This is a genomic window from Thermonema rossianum DSM 10300, from assembly GCF_000426825.1.
In the GTDB taxonomy this organism is placed as follows: domain Bacteria; phylum Bacteroidota; class Bacteroidia; order Cytophagales; family Thermonemataceae; genus Thermonema; species Thermonema rossianum.
This window is the reverse complement of the sequence record NZ_AUGC01000007.1, coordinates 115,357-131,615: the sequence shown is the minus strand read 5'-3', so window position 1 is coordinate 131,615 and position 16,259 is coordinate 115,357. Positions and strand designations below refer to the sequence as shown.

At 49.2% G+C, this 16,259-nt stretch carries 16 protein-coding genes; 9 read left to right on the top strand and 7 right to left on the bottom strand.

The annotated features are described in order from the left end of the window. Positions 1-50 precede the first annotated feature (50 nt). The 5 genes from K384_RS06195 to kdsB all read left to right on the top strand — a co-directional run bounded on the left by K384_RS06195 (position 51) and on the right by kdsB (position 5,527). Positions 51-1,406: an FAD-dependent oxidoreductase gene (locus tag K384_RS06195; RefSeq protein WP_038030455.1), complete on the top strand. Its 1,356-nt coding sequence runs from the start codon at positions 51-53 to the stop codon at positions 1,404-1,406. A gap of 55 nt (positions 1,407-1,461) precedes the next feature. Then, complete coding sequence (locus tag K384_RS06190) at positions 1,462-2,535, top strand: agmatinase family protein (protein ID WP_038030454.1); 1,074 nt, start codon at positions 1,462-1,464, stop codon at positions 2,533-2,535. Between the two features lie 26 nt (positions 2,536-2,561). Continuing rightward, positions 2,562-2,933, top strand: a complete 372-nt coding sequence (locus K384_RS06185) for a hypothetical protein (protein WP_038030452.1) — start codon at positions 2,562-2,564, stop codon at positions 2,931-2,933. Between the two features lie 126 nt (positions 2,934-3,059). After that, positions 3,060-4,673: a phosphoenolpyruvate carboxykinase (ATP) gene (gene pckA, locus K384_RS06180; protein WP_038030449.1), complete on the top strand. Its 1,614-nt coding sequence runs from the start codon at positions 3,060-3,062 to the stop codon at positions 4,671-4,673. A gap of 89 nt (positions 4,674-4,762) precedes the next feature. Then, a complete protein-coding gene (gene kdsB / locus K384_RS06175) occupies positions 4,763-5,527 on the top strand; it encodes a 3-deoxy-manno-octulosonate cytidylyltransferase (RefSeq protein WP_038030447.1) in 765 nt (254 codons plus the stop codon). A gap of 22 nt (positions 5,528-5,549) precedes the next feature. Here the strand turns inward: kdsB and K384_RS06170 are convergent, their stop codons facing one another. Beyond that, positions 5,550-6,161, bottom strand: a complete 612-nt coding sequence (locus K384_RS06170) for a DUF4136 domain-containing protein (RefSeq protein ID WP_038030445.1) — start codon at positions 6,159-6,161, stop codon at positions 5,550-5,552. Between the two features lie 45 nt (positions 6,162-6,206). Between K384_RS06170 and K384_RS06165 the strand changes: the two genes are divergently transcribed. After that, on the top strand, positions 6,207-7,373 hold the full coding sequence (locus K384_RS06165; protein WP_038030443.1) for a hypothetical protein: 1,167 nt from the start codon (positions 6,207-6,209) through the stop codon (positions 7,371-7,373). A gap of 91 nt (positions 7,374-7,464) precedes the next feature. On the opposite strand, the gene K384_RS06160 is transcribed toward K384_RS06165, so the two are convergent. From K384_RS06160 to K384_RS06145, 4 genes are all read right to left on the bottom strand, one after another. Continuing rightward, the gene (locus K384_RS06160; protein WP_038030441.1) at positions 7,465-8,049 is read right to left on the bottom strand and encodes a 50S ribosomal protein L25/general stress protein Ctc; all 585 of its coding nucleotides are present in this window, start codon (positions 8,047-8,049) and stop codon (positions 7,465-7,467) included. Positions 8,050-8,095: 46 nt separating this feature from the next. Beyond that, positions 8,096-9,043, bottom strand: coding sequence for a ribose-phosphate pyrophosphokinase (locus tag K384_RS06155; RefSeq protein ID WP_038030438.1), 948 nt, complete (start codon positions 9,041-9,043; stop codon positions 8,096-8,098). A 170-nt stretch (positions 9,044-9,213) separates the two neighbouring features. Further along, complete coding sequence (locus K384_RS06150; protein WP_084147144.1) at positions 9,214-10,419, bottom strand: AI-2E family transporter; 1,206 nt, start codon at positions 10,417-10,419, stop codon at positions 9,214-9,216. A 127-nt stretch (positions 10,420-10,546) separates the two neighbouring features. Further along, positions 10,547-10,933, bottom strand: coding sequence for a DUF3276 family protein (locus K384_RS06145; protein WP_038030587.1), 387 nt, complete (start codon positions 10,931-10,933; stop codon positions 10,547-10,549). A 204-nt stretch (positions 10,934-11,137) separates the two neighbouring features. Here K384_RS06145 and K384_RS13655 point away from each other — a divergent pair, with 204 nt between their 5' ends. Next, on the top strand, positions 11,138-11,866 hold the full coding sequence (locus K384_RS13655; RefSeq protein WP_211245227.1) for a septal ring lytic transglycosylase RlpA family protein: 729 nt from the start codon (positions 11,138-11,140) through the stop codon (positions 11,864-11,866). 4 nt (positions 11,867-11,870) lie between these two features. Continuing rightward, positions 11,871-12,581, top strand: a complete 711-nt coding sequence (locus K384_RS06135; RefSeq protein WP_038030436.1) for a 2-C-methyl-D-erythritol 4-phosphate cytidylyltransferase — start codon at positions 11,871-11,873, stop codon at positions 12,579-12,581. Positions 12,582-12,634: 53 nt separating this feature from the next. Here the strand turns inward: K384_RS06135 and K384_RS06130 are convergent, their stop codons facing one another. Continuing rightward, on the bottom strand, positions 12,635-12,856 hold the full coding sequence (locus tag K384_RS06130) for a DUF2795 domain-containing protein (RefSeq protein ID WP_038030434.1): 222 nt from the start codon (positions 12,854-12,856) through the stop codon (positions 12,635-12,637). Positions 12,857-12,953: 97 nt separating this feature from the next. Then, positions 12,954-14,261 carry a DUF349 domain-containing protein gene (locus K384_RS06125; protein WP_038030582.1) on the bottom strand — a complete coding sequence of 436 codons (1,308 nt, stop codon included), beginning with the start codon at positions 14,259-14,261 and terminating at the stop codon, positions 12,954-12,956. 295 nt (positions 14,262-14,556) lie between these two features. On the opposite strand from K384_RS06125, the gene ettA reads away from it, so the two are divergent. Then, positions 14,557-16,227 carry an energy-dependent translational throttle protein EttA gene (gene ettA, locus K384_RS06120; protein WP_038030432.1) on the top strand — a complete coding sequence of 557 codons (1,671 nt, stop codon included), beginning with the start codon at positions 14,557-14,559 and terminating at the stop codon, positions 16,225-16,227. Positions 16,228-16,259 lie beyond the last annotated feature (32 nt).

The following is a 16,259-nucleotide window of genomic DNA, read 5'->3' as shown; positions in this document are numbered from 1 at the left end:
ACCCCCTTCATTTATGTGCGATTTCATGTACGAAGAAAACGAAAAGTAGTATGCCTAAAGTGCTCATTGTAGGTGCCGGTTTGGTAGGTTCTTTGCTCGCCTCTTTCATGGCACGACGTGGTTATGAAGTAGAAGTATTTGAGAAGCGCCGTGACCCCCGTCTGTACGGAATGGAAGAAGGGCGGTCTATCAACTTGGCGCTCTCGCACCGCGGCTTGCGCGCTCTGGAGCGTTTGGGATTGCAAGATGCCGTGTTCCCTTTGATGATTCCCATGCGTGGGCGCATGATTCACGACACGGAGGGGCACACCCTGCTGCTGCCCTACAGCACCAAGCCCCACGAATATATCAACTCTATTTCCCGCCTGGAGTTGAACGTGGCTTTAGTAAACCATGCCGAGGCATATCCGAATGTAAACATACATTTTGGCACTGCTTGTGTGGGCGTGGACTGGGAATACCCGGCTGTGGAAGTAGAAGCAAATGGACAACGCCAACGCATAGAAGGCGATGTGCTTTTTGCTGCCGACGGTGCCGGCTCGGTGGTGCGCCGCGCCCTGAAGAGTGCCGGTTTGCTGCAGGAAGAGGTGGATTTTTTAGATTACGGCTACAAAGAACTGACCCTGCCGGCCGGCAAAGATGGCGCTTTCTTGATAGAAAAACATGCTTTGCACATATGGCCGCGTGAGACTTTTATGTTCATTGCGTTGCCCAACTTGGACGCCACCTTTACTTGCACACTTTTTTTGCCTAAAGAGGGCCCGGGCTATAGCTTCGAACAGCTGAACACAGCCGAAAAAGTGCGCGCTTTCTTTGATACCTGCTTCCCGGATGTGCCCCCCTTGATGCCCCGGCTTACCGAAGAGTATTTCCGCAATCCGGTGGGTGTTTTGGGAACGGTGCGCTGCTACCCTTGGGCATACAAAGGCAAGGTGTTGTTGATTGGCGACGCCGCCCACGCCATTGTGCCTTTTTACGGGCAAGGCATGAATGCCGCTTTTGAAGACTGCCTGCGTTTGGAAGAGCACCTGGATGCCTGCCGGGGCGATTGGCAAAAGGCTTTTGATGCCTACCAGGCAAGCAGAAAAAAAGATACCGATGCCATTGCCGACCTGGCCATAGATAACTTCTATGAAATGCGCGACCGGGTGAATGATGAAGACTTTCAGCGCATGCGCAAGCTGGAATACCGCCTGGAGCAACACTATCCGGATTACTTCTCAAAATATGCTTTGGTAACCTTTCATCCGGAAATTCCCTATTCTGTGGCGAAGCAAAGAGGGGAGCTGCAAAATAAAATCTTGTTGGACATCTGCCGTCAACAAAACGACCCGGAAAGCATAGATTTGGAAGCGGTGTATCGCAAAGTGCAAGAAGCGATAGAGAAGCTACCGGTCTTGTCTTGAAAAATGCGTAACATTGCAGACTCAATACAGTAAGCCTTTTTAAAAAAGCAGCAATATGGCAAAGCGTTCAAAAGAAGAAATTATCAAGAGCATAGACCCCAATGATGTGGGGCAGGTAGGGCGCTTGTTTGGCTTGCCCTATGAGCCCGAGCATGCCGAAGTGGTGATTGTGCCCGTGCCTTGGGAAGTGACGGTGTCTTATGGTACCGGTACTTCCGACGCCCCCGAAAACATATTGTATGCCTCGGCGCAAGTGGACCTCTACGACCCGGATATTCCCGATGCCTGGAAGATGGGCATCGCCATGCTCGACTTGCCGGAGCATCTGGCAGAGATGAGTGCCACCTTGCGCGAGGAAACCGAAGATTACATACATTGGCTCGAACAAGGCAAGCCTGCCGACTGGGAGGGCGCCCCTTACATGCACGAAATACCGTCGGTGGTCAATCAAGAGTGCGAAAAGATGAACTTGTGGGTGTATGAAACGGCTTCCGACTGGCTCGATGAAGACAAAATAGTGGCAGTATTGGGCGGTGACCACAGCACCCCTTATGGCCTGATACGTGCCCTTGCCGAGCGCTACGACGACATTGGCATTTTGCAAATAGACGCTCATGCCGATTTGCGTGAAGCGTATGAGGGCTTTCGTTATTCTCATGCTTCCATCATGTACAATGTGCTTCAGGACTTCCCCGAAGTGACCAAGCTGGTACAGGTAGGCATACGGGACTACTGCGAAGCAGAATGGGATTTGATTCGTTCGCAGCCGGAGCGCATCGTCACCTTCTTCGACCAGCAAATAAAAGAAGGCATTTACGAAGGCAAGAGCTGGAAAGACTACTGCCAAGCCATCGTGGAACAACTGCCTGAAAATGTATATATTAGCTTTGATATTGACGGACTGGACCCCAAGCTGTGCCCCATGACCGGTACCCCCGTAGCCGGCGGGCTGGAGTTCTTTGAAGCTTTGTATTTGATTAAACAAGTGGTACGCTCGGGGCGTAAAATCATAGGTTTCGATTTGGTGGAAGTAGGGGGCAGCTTCGAAGATGAGTGGGACGCCAATGTGGGCGCCCGCATGTTGTATAAGCTTTGTAATTGGGCCGGGCATTCAATGGGCAAAATCTAAATAATCAACTAAAAGCACTGCTTATTATGGTCTTTATTCTGATTTTAATACTTAGCATCTTGGTGCAAATATTTTTCCCCTGGTGGAGCATGGCAGTGGTCTGCTTTGTGGTGGCTGCCTTGTTTGGCAAGCGCTTTTGGGGAACTACTTTTTCTGCTTTTCTGGCGGTTTTTTTTATTTGGGCAATCCGGGCTTTCTTTGCCGACCTGCAAAACGACCAACTGCTCTCGCGCCGTATTGCGGCCATGCTGGGCATGCCCCAAATCGGTGAGTGGCTTTTTTTGGTATCGGCTTTGTTGGGGGGCATAGTGGCTTTTATGGCAGCATGGAGCGGCTATGCCACCAAGCGGCTCTTTAAAAAGAAAGCGCCCAAAAGACAGACCGCCTACCGTATGTAGCTCAAAGCGTTGCCCTTAGGGCAGCGCTTTGATGTTTATCATTTAATCTTTTGAAAACAAATGCGTAACTTTGCCCCGTCCTTCGTGACTTTTCGTCTATTTTGAACCTTTTAATTTTTATAAAAAATGCAAGAGTTCGGATTGAAGTCTGAAAAACGCAGCTTGGCAGACATGAACATAACGGCTGCCAAGGCGTACTGGAACTTGTGTCCCGCAGAGCTTGTAGAACATGCCTTAGCCAATGGCGAGGGGCTACTTGCCGACAACGGAGCCATCATGTGCGATACCGGTCAGTTTACCGGACGCTCGCCCAAAGACCGATTTATCGTAAAAGACGAACTCACCGAAAGTACCGTTTGGTGGGGGGATATCAATATACCTTTCTCACCCGAGCAATTCGATGCCCTGCATCGCAAGATGCTCGACTATTTGAAGGATAAAACTATTTATGTGCGTGATGCCTATGCCGGGGCACATGCCGACTACCGTTTGAACTTGCGTGTCATTAATACCAAAGCATGGCAAAACCTGTTTTGTTACAATATGTTCTTGCGCCCCAACCGTGAAGAGCTGGCGCAGTTCGAGCCTAATTTCACCATTATCTGCATTCCCGAATTTGAAGCAGACCCGGCTGTGGATGGCACCCGTCAAAAAAACTTTGCCATCCTGAACCTCAGCAAACGCATGATCTTGATTGGGGGCACAGGTTATGCTGGTGAAATGAAAAAAGGAATATTCTCGGTATTGAACTACATGTTGCCGCACGAACGCGGCATTTTGTCTATGCACTGCTCTGCCAACATGGGCGAAGCAGGCGATACGGCTGTGTTCTTTGGGCTGTCGGGCACAGGAAAAACCACCCTTTCGGCTGACCCCAATCGCAAGCTCATTGGTGACGACGAGCACGGATGGGCGCCCGATGGCGTCTTTAACTTTGAAGGTGGCTGCTATGCCAAGGTGATCAACATTACCCGCGAGAGTGAGCCTCAAATCTGGGATGCCATCAAGTTTGGTGCTATTCTTGAAAATGTCCGTTGTTTTGAGGGCACCCGCACACCCGACTATACCAACAAGTCGGTAACGGAAAACACCCGTACGGCTTATCCTATTTACCACATAGAAAACGCATTGGAACCCTCTATTGGCGGGCATCCCAAAAACATATTCTTCCTGACGGCCGATGCTTTCGGCGTATTGCCGCCTATCTCGAAGCTCACCCCCGGTCAGGCGATGTATCACTTCATTTCGGGATACACTGCCAAGGTAGCCGGCACCGAAGTAGGCATTACCGAGCCTCAAGCTACCTTCTCGGCTTGCTTTGGAGCTGCCTTCTTGCCTTTGCACCCCACCAAATATGCTGAACTGCTGGGCGAAAACATGCGTAAGCACCAAGTAAACGTTTGGTTGGTGAATACCGGCTGGACCGGCGGACCTTACGGCGTGGGCTCGCGCATGAAGCTGGCTTATACCCGTGCTATGTTGAGTGCGGCGCTCGAAGGCAAGCTGGAGAACGTAGAGTACAAAACACATCCTGTGTTTGGCGTGGCTGTGCCGCAAAGCTGCCCCGGTGTGCCTGCCGAAGTGCTGAACCCGCGCGACACATGGAGCGACAAAGAAGCCTATGACGCGCAAGCACAAAAGCTGGCTCAGCTCTTTATACAGAACTTTGCGAAGTACGAAGAGTTTGCCAACGACGAAATCATGAGTGGGGCACCCGTAGTGGAAGCTGCTTCTAAGTAATGAAATTTTGAAAATAGACCGAGGGCGGACACCACAGGCGGTGTCTGCCTTTCTTATTTTGCTTTTTGAACAAAACGCACATCCACCATATGGCAACAAAAGTATTGGCAGTAATACCTGCGCGCTATGCTTCGACTCGCTTTCCCGGCAAGGTGTTGCACCCTATTGCAGGGAAAAGCATGATAGCGCGTGTCTATGAGCGTGTAAAACAAGCACAAGGTTTGGCAGATATATTGGTAGCTACCGACGACGAACGTGTGGCCGGGCACGTGCAGGCGTTGGGGGCGCGTGTGGTTATGACCGACCCTGCGCACCCAAGTGGCACCGACCGCTGCTTTGAAGCGCTACAAAAAAGCGGTGCGCATTACGACTATGTGTTGAACATACAGGGCGACGAGCCTTTTATTGTGCCCGGACAGATTGAAGCCTTGATTGCGCTGATTGATGAAGCACACCGCTTGGAAATTGCCACGCTCATCAAGCAGGTAGAGCGCCTGGATGAGCTCACCGACACGGGCGAGGTAAAAGTGGTGCTCAACACCCGGGGCGAGGCTTTGTATTTTAGCCGCTATCCGGTGCCTTTTGTGCGCGATATGCCGCTCGAAGAAGCATGGAAACACTACACCTTCTATAAGCACGTGGGCTTATATCTGTATCGTGCCGATATTTTGAAAGCGGTATGTGGCTTGTCGCCTTCGATGCTGGAGCGCGCCGAGTCGCTTGAGCAATTGCGCTGGTTGGAGCACGGATACCGTATCCGCACGGCAATGACAAGCTACGACAGCGTGTGTGTGGAAACCCCCGAAGACGTGCAGAAAGTAGAGCGTATGCTCGCCGAAGGGCTGTTGAAATAAACAAACAAAAACCACTGCTTGCTTATTTCTTTGCAGCAGGATAGGGATATTCTGCAAAAAGGCGTGCTACAATGGCTGCCTGAAGTGCGGGCAGCTTTTTTCGTTTTTTATCTATCTCTGCAAACGCCCATCCTTGCCATAGCAGGCGCCCACTTTGGGCATCTACAATATCCACAACAAGCGTGAGTTCCTCATATTGCCGCTGGTAGGTGTTCACGGTAGCCGGATAGAAAGGGTAGGAGCGCCAGCCTGTCCAGCCCCAGTTGTTGTTGAAACTCTGTTGAAACTCTTGCTGGGTTTGCAGGTCCATGCGGAATTTTACGTGCAGTTGCGCTGCTGCCGCTTCGGAAGCCGGCAATAAACCCTTTCCTTCCAACGCCTCTGTGATGAGCCGTGCCATACGTTGGCGGCTGAGCTCGCTGTTTACTACCGGGTATTTGTCGTTGCGAAAGCGGTAATAATCCACCACGACAAAAGATTGGTATTGGCTGAAATCGACCGCCGGTGCCCGGTCGGTGCTGTGGGTGATGCGGCTACTGCTGCAGGCGCTTATCCATAAGCAGCAACAGATGGTCAACCAAAGGGGGAAGCTAAAAGCTTTGTGCAGCATTTTATTCTGAAAGTTCAATTTCATAGCTTTGCCCAAATTTAAAAATAAAACCTGTCTTTTGAGAGTCTTATGAAAGTTGTGGAAGTGAACAACAAGGCGCTGCGTAAGGAGTTTTTAGAGTTTCCGGTGCGCCTTTACAAAAACGATCCGGCTTATATTCGACCGCTGGACAAGGACATTGAAGAAGTTTTTGACCCCACCAAAAACAAGTTGTTCCGCGGGGGGGATGCCTGCCGTTGGATTTTACAAGATGCGCAGGGGCAAACCATCGGATGTGTGGCGGCTTTTTACAATGAAAAACTGGCGATGAAAGACAACGAGCAGCCTACCGGTGGCATGGGCTTTTTTCATTGCATCAACGACCAGGCGGCAGCCAACCTGCTTTTCGATACCTGTAAAGCCTGGTTGCAGGCTCGCGGCATGGAAGCCATGGATGGTCCCATTAATTTCGGTACGCGCGACCGTTGGTGGGGATGCTTGGTCGATGGTTTTACCGAGCCTAATTATTGCATGCCTTATAACTACCCTTACTACCGCACCCTTTTCGAAAATTACGGCTTTCAAACCTATTTTAAACAATACACTTATTATCGCTGGATTCCCGACCCGCTAAAGCCAAAGGTGCACGAAAAAGCAAAAAAGATATACGACGACCCGCGCTACACCTTTGACCACATGCGCCTGTCTAAATTGGAAAAGTATGCCGAAGATTTTCGCACCATTTACAACAAAGCATGGGTAAAACACAGTGGTGTAGAGCCTATGACTACCGAACAGGCATTGACCATCATGAAAAAGCTGAAGCCTATTTTGGATCCTGAAATTATTTTGTATGCGTATTATGATGGTGAGCCCGTTGCCTTTTTCATTATGTTGCCTGAAATGAACCAAATTGTCAAGCATCTGAATGGGCAATTGAATTGGTGGGGAAAGCTGAAGTTTTTATGGTATCGCCGCGTGGTGGGAGTGAAAAAATTGTTTGGAGTGGTATTTGGCGTGGTGCCCGAACATCAGGGGAAAGGCGTGGAGTCTGCCATTGTTTATTATTATTCAACCATGGCGCATAAGCCCGGCTATCGCTATAAAGAGATGGAAATGAACTGGATAGGTGATTTTAATCCTAAGATGATGCGCGTAGCCGAAGATGTAGGGGGGCGCCTCTACAAAACACACATTACGTATCGCTATCTGTTTGACCGCCAAAAACCTTTTAAGCGTTATCCTGTCATAGAGTAGCGGCAAACCGGTCTATTGGAACAACATAAAACAAAGAAGGCTACCCGGCAGGTAGCCTTCTTGCTTGGTTTCAGCTTTATGCAAGCACTGCTTATTTGCCGGCAGCTGCTTCTTGTGCTTGTTTCGAACGCAAAGCACGAGGAATGGCGATCGAAACGATGGGGTTTTGAGGGCTGTTCAAGATGGTATAGTTCTCGGGGTTCAAGTCTTTTACTTTTACTGATTTACCCAAGTCCAGGTGTGAGATGTCCACCTCTACATATTGAGGCATGTTTTTCGGCAAAGCTTTTACTTTCAGCTTGCGCAGCTTGATTTCGGCTTTTCCACCTTTTTGCACACCGATGGAAGAACCTACTACCTTCACAGGGATTTCCATCTTCACGGGCTTGTCTTCTTGCAGCAACAAGAAGTCGGCATGGGTGATGTAGTCAGCTACCGGATGGAATTGAGCTTCCTGCAGGATGGCATCGTACTCATCGCCCTCGATGTTCAGCTTCACGAAAGCTGCTTCGGGGGTGTACACCAGGTCTTTAAACAAAGACATGGGAGCATAGAAGTGTACGACTTCTTCGCCACCGTACAACACACAAGGAACATATCCTTCTACGCGAAGTTTTTTGGCTGCGGCAGTTCCCAGCTCGTTGCGCTTATACCCTACAATTTCTACAGTTCTCATTGTTTTCTTTTGTTTAGGTAATCCTTCTTTATTTCGTTTTAAACGTTTATTTATGAGTTGAGATAAATAACGAACTGATGGATTCGTAATCGTGCACTTTCTTGATGGCAGTAGCAAACAAGTCAGCCACACTCAACACCTTTATTTTCGGTGATTGCTGGCGCAAAGGAATGGTATCGGACACCACCAGCTCTTCCAACACCGAATTGTTGATGTTGTCATAGGCATTGCCCGACAAGACCGGGTGCGTACAGATGGCACGCACGCTACGCGCCCCTTTTTCTTTAAGGACAGCAGCAGCCCGGCAAATGGTGCCGGCTGTATCCACAATGTCATCTATAATGACCACATTGGCATCTTTTACATCGCCAATTACTTGCATGCCGGCTACTTCGTTGGCACGCTTGCGGTGCTTGTCGCAAACAACCATATCGGCTTCAAACATCTTGGCAAAGGCACGGGCACGTCCCACACCCCCCACATCCGGCGCTGCAAATACAAGATTATCCAAGTTGAGCTTTTCAAGATAGGGGGCAAAGATGGCAGACCCGTCCAGATGGTCAACCGGAAAATCGAAAAAGCCTTGAATCTGCCCGGCATGCAGGTCGCAGGTCATTAGACGATCAGCGCCGGCCGCCGACAACAAATTGGCTACCAGCTTGGCAGCAATGGCCACGCGTGGTTTGTCTTTGCGGTCCTGGCGTGCATAGCCAAAGTAAGGCATTACGACGGTTACGTATTTTGCCGATGCCCGGCGGGCTGCATCAATCATCAGCAGCAGTTCCATGAGGTTGTCTGCCGGCGGGAAGGTGGACTGAATGAGGAATACATCACAGCCGCGGATAGACTCGTTGTAATAAGGCGATATTTCGCCGTCGCTGAATCGCTGAATGGTAATAGCGCCCAAGGGCTTACCATACGCTTCGGCTATCTTTTCGGCAAGATAGCGGGAGCTGGTGCCTGAGAACAGTTTGACAAAGTTTGGGTCAGCCATGGTTTTGAAACGTTCCTGTTTTGAAATTTTTTACAAACTTAGGCTATTTTCTCTAAGTCTCAAAGCGCTATTACCCTTCGCGGGCAAAATACGAAGCGCAAATATCTGATTTTTTAACGACTTATGCAATCTTTTGCATGACAAAAAGAAGGCGTGCGTAACTTTCGCCCTTAGGGGAGCCGTTGCAGTAAATCCCTGTTGTCTTTCAATATAACCTCTCTCTCTTTTTTGAATACTTGATATTCTTTAATGCCCCTTTGCAGCTCGGATATGATAACCTTAAAAATGGTATAAACCGGAATGGCGAATATCATACCGATGCCGCCGGCTATGTTGGCACCAAAAAATATGGCAATGAAGATGGCCAGCGGGTGGGCTTTCACGCTACGCGAAAAAATGACCGGCTGCAGCACGACATTGTCAGTAAGTTGTGTGATGGCAAAGACAATCAGTATTTTCAGTGCCAGGAAAGAAACGGCTTGGGTACTCAATTCGGCGTGCAGGGCTATGGAAGAGATGCCCACAATCAAGCCGAAGCTACCGCCCAGCACAGGACCCAAATAAGGAATGAGGTTGGCCACTGCGGCAAATACCCCGATGGTGATGGCATAGGGGATATTCAGCAGGCTCAAACCGGTAGATACGATGGTGAAGATAGCCACCATTTGCAGCAGAATGCCCAACAGGTAATTGGACAGCAAACGCTCGATTTTGTCAATGGTGCTGATACCCACTTCAAAATAGCGGTTGGGAATCATGCCGGTGAGCAGGTTGTGAATGAAATTCTTTTCATAAAGAAAAAAGAAGGTAATAAAGAAAACGGCCAAGGTGCCGATAAAAAACTGTCCGGCGAAGCTGAGCAAGGTATTGAACAGGTCACCAAAGCGCACCGAGTCGAGCAGGCGCAAAAGTGACCGCTGTATTTCTTGCAGCAGTTGCCCTTCGGCGATTTGCATGTCGAAGCTGTCATTCAAAAAACGCTCGATTCTGAGAAGCGGTATCTGCCCCCGCTTGAGCAGCTCGTCGAACTGTATGCTTTTAATGAGTTGTATTTGGTCATAAACCAAAGGTGCAAACAGCACCAAAAAAGTAATGAGAAAGCCGAAAAATATAAGAAAGCTTAGCATGACTGCCAGCACCCGGGGCATGCGAATGCCGAAAAACTGAAGGTCATGCAGAAAATTGACAATGGGGCCCAAGATGGCCGACAGTATCAGCGAAATGATGAGATAAGAAGCAATATTGCCGAAGTAGTAAGTAAAAAGCCATAAGCCTGTCAACAGCAGGGCACCTTGCACCAAAATACGGTTGATAGGCTTTTGAAAGTCAATAAAACGAACCAGAGCAATAATGCGCGTTTGTTTTTTCTGCTGCATGGAAAAAAGAAATTGAAGCCGTTGACCGTGGGCAAAAGATAATGAAACAATAAACGAAAAGGCAGCCCTTTTGGTTAAAAGAACTGCCCGCATCATAAAATCGTGAATGAACTATGCGCCCGGGCGCTTAGTCCCACTTTAAGTCGCTGTCTTCGGTAGAAAACTCGGTATCGAGCGAATCCAAGCCATCGTTGAGAAAGCTTTCTGTCAGCTCTTCGCTTGTTTTCTCGAACTGTGAGAAGTCCACATCCGGCATCAACTCATTCTTGATGTGGTCGATGGCTTCCTGCAATGCTTCGGTGAATTTGGCGAAGTCCTCTTTGTAGAGGAAAATTTTGTGCTTTTCGTACACGTAGTTTCCGTTGCGGAAACGCTTCTTGCTCTCAGTGATTGTCAGGTAAAAATCATCACCGCGAGTAGCTCTTACATCAATGAAGTAGGTTCTTTTACCGGCGCGCACGCGCTTGGAGAAGAGCTCTTCCTTTTGTCCGTTGTTCACTCTTTTCTCTTCCACAAATCTGACAGTTTGGTTAAACATCGGTTGTAAATATATAAAGTTTTTTCCTTAAGTCACAAGTAAAATAATGAATTATTTTTTTTGCATTTAGCCCAATTGTGTAATGGCTTCATTCTTCGTATTTTAAAAAAACAGGCACTCATTTGTGTGTTTTGTGTATTTTTGAAGAAGTGAATCAAGCAAGTTAAGAGAATGAAGTGTATGAAAAGCTCTTATTGGGTGTGTGTGTTGTGGGGGGTAATGATTTGTTTTTCAGTCATTCCGCTGCACGCACAGCGCACCTACAAAGCCAAAGGCATGGCCTCGTATTATGCCGATAAATTCAACGGGCGAAAAACGGCCAGCGGAGAAATTTTTGACAATTCCCGTATGACGGCTGCGCATCGCACCTTGCCCTTTGGCACCTATGTAAAGGTAACCAACTTAGCCAACGGCAAAAGTGTGGTGGTGCGTATCAATGACCGGGGCCCTTATGCACACGGGCGTATCATAGACCTTACCAAGGCGGCAGCCATTCAGTTGGATATGGTGCGCACCGGTACCGCCAAAGTGCTGGTAGAAGAGGTGGCAGCGCCTGAACCCACAGACAGCGAGGTGCCGGCCGTGCCGGTGGGGGCAGAAGAGAGCGCGCCGGTAGCACAAAAATTCAAGACCGGCCACACTTACAGCATGTGGGGCACAGAGCGCTTCCCCAAAGGTGTAGGACTTCAGGTGGGCTCGTATCGCGATGTGGAAAATGCCATAGACCAGTGCCGTACGCTCATAAAGGAAGGCGGGCTGGAAGAAGTGTATATTCAAGTGGGATGGTCCGGTGGACGCATTTACCGTGTCATCGTGGGGGCATATCCTACACGTGAAGAAGCCCTGTTGCTGTTGCCTCGTATCCGGGCACTCGGTATGGATGGATTCCCCAAACGCCATTTCGACTAAACGAATGAGTACGACCTCTTTTGCAGCTGTTATTGTAGCCGGCGGTTCCGGTAGCCGGATGCGGGCAAACATGCCCAAGCAATTTCTGCCTTTGCAAGGCAAGCCCGTTTTGTGGCATACCATCCGGGCTTTTTTGCAGTTTGATGCACGGATGCCCTTGGTGGTGGTGCTGCCGGAGCAGTATATTGACTATTGGCAAGCCGAGTGGCAAAAGATAGAGCCGGAAATGCCCTTTGTATGTGTGCCGGGTGGTGCCACGCGTTGCCATTCGGTTTGGAACGGCTTGCAGGCGTTGGCGCAGCGCTTGGGTGCCTCAGAAAAAAGCACATTGGTGGGGGTGCACGACGGCGCCCGCCCTTTGGTGGATACGGCTTTGCTTGAGCGTGCTTTTACCATGGCGGCAAATCATGGCAGTGCCATTCCTGCGGTGCCTTTGAAGGACTCTATCCGGGAAGTGACGCCCACAGGCACACACCGCGCACTTGACCGCAGCTGTTTCCGTTTGGTACAAACGCCACAGGTGTTTCGCCTGCAAGACCTGCTGGAAGCCTACCGCCAAGCATGGCTTGCCGGAGACATGGAACGCTTCACCGATGATGCTTCGGTAATGGAGGCAGCGGGGCATCGCTTATGTTTGGTAGAGGGGGACTACCGGAATTTAAAAATCACTACTGCCGAAGACTTGCTGATTGCTTCGGCTTTGCTGTCAAAATAAAAAGAGCTGCCTTTGAGCAGCTCTTTTTATTTTTGCTTGATTTTTAATGATTGTTAGAATTCGTCTTCGTTAAAGAAGAAATCTTCTTTGGTGGGGTAGTCGGGCCAAATCTCTTCGATGCTTTCGTAGGGTTGGCCGTCGTCTTCGAGTTCCTGCAAGTTTTCTACCACTTCCATCGGTGCACCTGAACGCAGAGCATAGTCAATCAGCTCTTCTTTGGTAGCAGGCCAAGGTGCATCTTCCAGATAAGATGCCAGTTCGAGTGTCCAGTACATACGCTACACAATTTTAAGTTATCCCTAATCGATTATCGCAATTGTAATCGATTTTTACAAAAAAAGGTTTCAAAAAGCAGTGCTTTTTTTTCGAAGCTTAAAAGAACTTGAAATTATCGTTTTCTTCTTCGCCCAGCACCACACGCAGGCGCTCTTCAAATTCTCTGAGCATCACTTGCTTAACCATCACTTTGCGTTGTTGTGTGCGCGGGTTGAAATTGGGCTTATAGGCGCGTACTTTTTCCAGGTCGCGTTCGGCTTCCGCTATTTCCTGCTCATCGCGGCGAATGGTTTCGCGCAAAAAGCTGATTTTGATTTTTAATTGGTCCTCTTCGGGTTTGAAGTCAAAGTCCGGATATTTGCGGCGTACCACACGCATCAAATAACTTTCTTCAAACACACGGTCGCTGATGAGACGGAAACGCCGTGCCAAAGCTTTGTCGAGCAGGCGCGGGTCTTGGGTGAGCTTTTTCCATTCCGACAGCAGAAACTTGGCACGTTGGATAGACTCATCCGTATTGATGCCCACCAAAGCTTCCATCTCTTTGCAAAATTCGGCTTGTCTTACCCGTATGTATTCATCCATGTTGAGCGGCTGAATATTTTCTACGGGCACGCCCTCTTTATATTGCTTGTACCGGTGGAAAAACTCATTGTTTACCTTTTGGAAGCGCTTCCACAGCTTGACCATGCGCTTGTGCGACACCTTGCCTACCTCTTTCCATTGCGCTTGAATTTCTTTGATGCGCTCGGCCACGGCTTCGAAGTCGTTGGAATATTTCAGGTCGTTGACTTCTTGAATGAGCTGGCGATAGCGATCGACTTTTTCTTTCTCCTCTTGCCGCTTGGTTTGGAAGAACTCTTTGCGGTTGGCAAAGAAGGTTTTGAGTGCAGTGGTGAAGCGCTCTTCGAGCTCTTCTTCATAGATTTCATCCACCGGTCCGGTACGAATCCAGCGCATTTTTAAATCTTGAATGCGCTCGCTGTTGGCCTTCCAGTTGGTTTGTTGTTGGGCAATATCTTCCAGCTCTTTCAGTATTTCACGCTTGATTTCAAGATTTTTGATGCGGTTTTGGGCAATCATTTCACGCAGGTAAATCTCCAGCTCGTCGAGTTGCTTGAGCAGGCTGGGAAAGTCGCCCAAACCGTTGAATTTCAAAAGATATTCGCGCAGGTGCAAGAGCTTCATTAAGTAAGAGCCTTTGTTTTCGGCTTCTTCTATTTGTTTTTTCAGCTCTTCCACCTTGTTTACGGCTAATTGGTAGCGCTTTTCGAAGTACTCAATGGCAGCTTCAGGGGTTTCTTTTACAAAGCCTATTTCACGGTCGGGGTAGTCAAGGTAGCCTTTCAAATACACCTTGCCATCTTTTACATAGCCGTAAGTGGTTTCTAAATCATACTTCATGGTAGTACATCTTTTTAAGGGTTGCCAATATTCAAAGTGTTTATCGGGTCTGTCAAGCGAAAAAGGAAACGAATCAAGGTAATCCGTTCTTTTTTTGCCACTTTTGGGCAGCAATAAGCTGCAAATTTCCACTTTTTTGCTAAGTTCTAAATTTTTTTTGAAAAAATAAATCTTACTTGGCTGCTTTTATGCCGCATGCAAGGGGTGTGAGCAAGAGGCAGAAGCCGGGCGCATGAGCGCAAAATTTGCTAACTTGCAGCACATTTGACAACAACAGCAAATCAAAGAGGCTTGTATGAGCAACGAAAAAATTATTTTCTCTATGTCGGGGGTGGGTAAAGTATATCCGCCCAACCGCTATGTGTTAAAAGACATCTATTTATCTTTCTTCTACGGCGCCAAAATTGGCATCATTGGTTTGAACGGCTCGGGTAAATCCACGCTTTTGCGCATCATTGCGGGCGTCGATAAAGACTACATAGGCGAGGTGGTGTGGTCACCGGGCTACAGTGTGGGCTACCTGCCCCAAGAGCCGGAATTGGACAAAAACAAGACGGTGCGGGAAGTAGTGGAAGAAGGGGTGCAGGAAGTCGTAAACCTGCTCAAAGAGTTTGAAGAAATCAACATGAAGTTTGCCGAGCCCATGGACGATGAGGAGATGGCCCGCCTCATTGAACGCCAAGGGGAAGTGCAGGAAAAGCTGGACCAGCTCGATGCGTGGAACTTGGACAGCAAGCTGGAGCGTGCCATGGATGCCCTGCAACTGCCGCCTGCCGATGCCAAAATAGAGCATTTGTCCGGGGGCGAAAAGCGCCGGGTGGCTTTGTGCCGTTTGTTGCTACAGCAGCCCAACGTGCTTTTGCTGGATGAGCCTACCAACCACCTGGACGCCGAATCGGTGCATTGGCTTGAGCAGCACCTGCAACAATACAAAGGCACCGTTATTGCCGTCACACACGACCGTTATTTCCTTGACAACGTAGCCGGCTGGATACTGGAGCTGGACCGTGGCGAAGGCATTCCGTGGAAGGGCAACTACTCATCCTGGCTTGAGCAGAAGCAGCAGCGCTTGGCACAGGAAGAAAAAAACGAATCGAAGCGCATGAAGACCCTGCAGCGCGAGCTGGAATGGATTCGCATGACGCCCAAAGCCCGCCAAGCCAAAGCCAAAGCCCGCATCAATGCTTACGAAAAGCTATTGAGCGAAGAAAGCAAGCAGAAAGAAGCACATTTGGAGTTGTATATACCACCCGGACCCCGTTTGGGCAACAAAGTGGTGGAGTTTGACCACGTGACCAAAGGTTTTGAAGACAAGCTGCTATTCGAAAACCTGACTTTTGCCTTGCCGCCCGGTGGCATCGTGGGCGTGATTGGTCCCAACGGGGTAGGTAAAACCACCCTTTTCAAACTGATTGCCGGCAAAGAAAAGCCCGATGCCGGTACCATCACCATTGGCGAAACCGTGAAGATGGCTTATGTGGACCAAGAGCATGATGTGCTTGACCCGGAAAAAACTGTATTTGAAACTATTTCCGGCGGCAACGAACTCATTCAGCTGGGCAACCGCCAGGTGAATGCGCGGGCTTATGTGAGCCGTTTCAACTTCTCGGGCTCTGACCAGGAGAAGAAAATCAAAAACCTGTCGGGGGGCGAGCGCAACCGCGTGCACTTGGCTATGATGCTGAAAGAAGAAGCCAACCTCTTGTTGCTGGACGAGCCCACCAACGACCTGGATGTGAACACCCTGCGGGCACTCGAAGAAGCCTTGGAAAACTTCGCCGGCTGTGCCGTGGTGATTTCGCACGACCGCTGGTTCCTTGACCGCATCTGTACGCACATACTGGCCTTCGAGGGCGATGCCCAAGTCTATTGGTTCGAAGGCAACTTCAGCGAATACGAAGAAAACCGCCGTCAGCGCTTAGGCGATGAAATACGACGCTTCCGTTACAAAAAACTGGTAAAATAAAGCTGTGAAGAAGCCCGCTTGCAAGAGCGGGC